The organism is Mesorhizobium sp. M7A.F.Ca.CA.002.15.2.1 (assembly GCF_003998715.1).
Taxonomy (GTDB): Bacteria; Pseudomonadota; Alphaproteobacteria; order Rhizobiales; family Rhizobiaceae; genus Mesorhizobium; species Mesorhizobium ciceri.
Map to the genome: position 1 here is coordinate 1 of NZ_RZPI01000927.1, position 1,636 is coordinate 1,636.

Annotated in this window: 1 protein-coding gene and 1 pseudogene; one reads left to right on the forward strand and one right to left on the reverse strand. The window is 61.3% G+C overall.

The features are described 5' to 3' along the window. Positions 1–154, reverse strand: a pseudogene (locus tag ENZ74_RS31200) (S-(hydroxymethyl)glutathione dehydrogenase); the annotation flags it as partial. Between the two features lie 198 nt (positions 155–352). Between ENZ74_RS31200 and ENZ74_RS31205 the strand changes: the two are divergent. Continuing rightward, a partial coding sequence (locus ENZ74_RS31205; protein WP_164761363.1) for an acetyl/propionyl/methylcrotonyl-CoA carboxylase subunit alpha occupies positions 353–1,636 on the forward strand: 1,284 nt, incomplete at its 3' end.

Sequence of the window (1,636 nt, forward strand, 5' to 3'; positions counted from 1 at the left end):
GATCGGCGCCCGACAGTGTGAATTCGTCGGTGTGGCAAATGCCTGTCGCCTTGATCTCGACCAGCACTTCGCCCTCGCGCGGGCCCTCGAGGTCGACCTCCATGATCTCCAGCGGCTTTCCGGCGGCAACAGCGACAGCGGCGCGGGTTTTCATCAGGCGTCCTCCAATGCGAATTTTTTTCCAAGGTTTCAGGTTTTGCCGACACGATCAACTGGCAGCTGGCTCCCCGACTGGGCCACAGCGATGAATTGGAATCGCAAGTCGATTGAAAGGCAGTGAATTGCATGGTCGGCTTGACCCTGCAAGCACAGGCCATAAAAGGAACGGCCGACCCGAGGGATGACATTTCGCATGTTCACCAAGATCCTGATCGCCAATCGCGGCGAAATTGCCTGCCGCGTCATCAAGACGGCGCGCAAGATGGGCATTGCCACCGTCGCGGTCTATTCCGATGCCGATCGCGACGCCGTGCATGTCGAGATGGCCGACGAGGCGGTGCATATCGGGCCTTCGCCAGCCGCGCTGAGCTATCTCGTCCCTGAAAAGATCATCGCCGCGTGCAAGGAGACGGGAGCCCAGGCCGTGCACCCCGGCTACGGATTCCTGTCCGAGCGGGCGGCCTTCTGTGAGGCGCTGGAAGCGGAAGGCATCATTTTCATCGGCCCGAAGCCCAAGGCGATCAAGGCGATGGGTGACAAGATCGAATCGAAGAAGTTCGCCAACGCCGCCAAGGTTTCCACCGTGCCCGGCTGGCTCGGCGTCATCGAGAATGCCGATCATGCCGAAAAGATCGCCGGCGAAATCGGTTATCCCGTGATGATCAAGGCTTCGGCCGGCGGCGGCGGCAAGGGCATGCGCATCGCCTGGAGCGAAGCCGAAGTGCGCGATGGCTTCGACCGCGCGCGCTCGGAAGCCAAGAGTTCGTTCGGCGACGATCGTCTCTTCATCGAGAAATTCGTCGTCGATCCGCGCCACATCGAAATCCAGGTGGTGGCCGACGCGCATGGCAACGCGCTCTATCTCGGCGAGCGCGAATGCTCGATCCAGCGACGCAACCAGAAGGTCGCCGAAGAGGCGCCGTCGCCATTCCTGGACGCCGCGACACGCAAGGCCATGGGCGAGCAGTCTGTGGCGCTGGCCAAGGCCGTCGACTACCAGAGCGCCGGCACGGTCGAATTCATCGTCGACAAGGACAAGAACTTCTATTTCCTTGAAATGAATACACGATTGCAGGTCGAGCACCCGGTGACGGAGCTCATCACCGGCATCGATCTGGTCGAGCAGATGATCCGCGTCGCCGCCGGCGAAAAGCTTGGCCTGAAGCAAAGCGACATCGAGCTGAACGGCTGGGCGGTGGAAAGCCGGCTCTATGCCGAAGACCCTTACCGCAATTTCCTGCCTTCGATCGGCCGGCTGACCCGCTACCGGCCGCCGGAGGAAGGACAATTCGGCGATGTCGTCATCCGCAACGACACCGGCGTCACCGAAGGCTCCGAAATCTCGATGTTCTACGATCCGATGCTCGCCAAGCTGTGCACCTGGGCGCCGACGCGTCTGGAAGCCATCGATGCCATGTCGGAAGCGCTCGACAGCTTCGTCGTCGACGGAATCGAGCACAACATTCCGTTCCTGGCT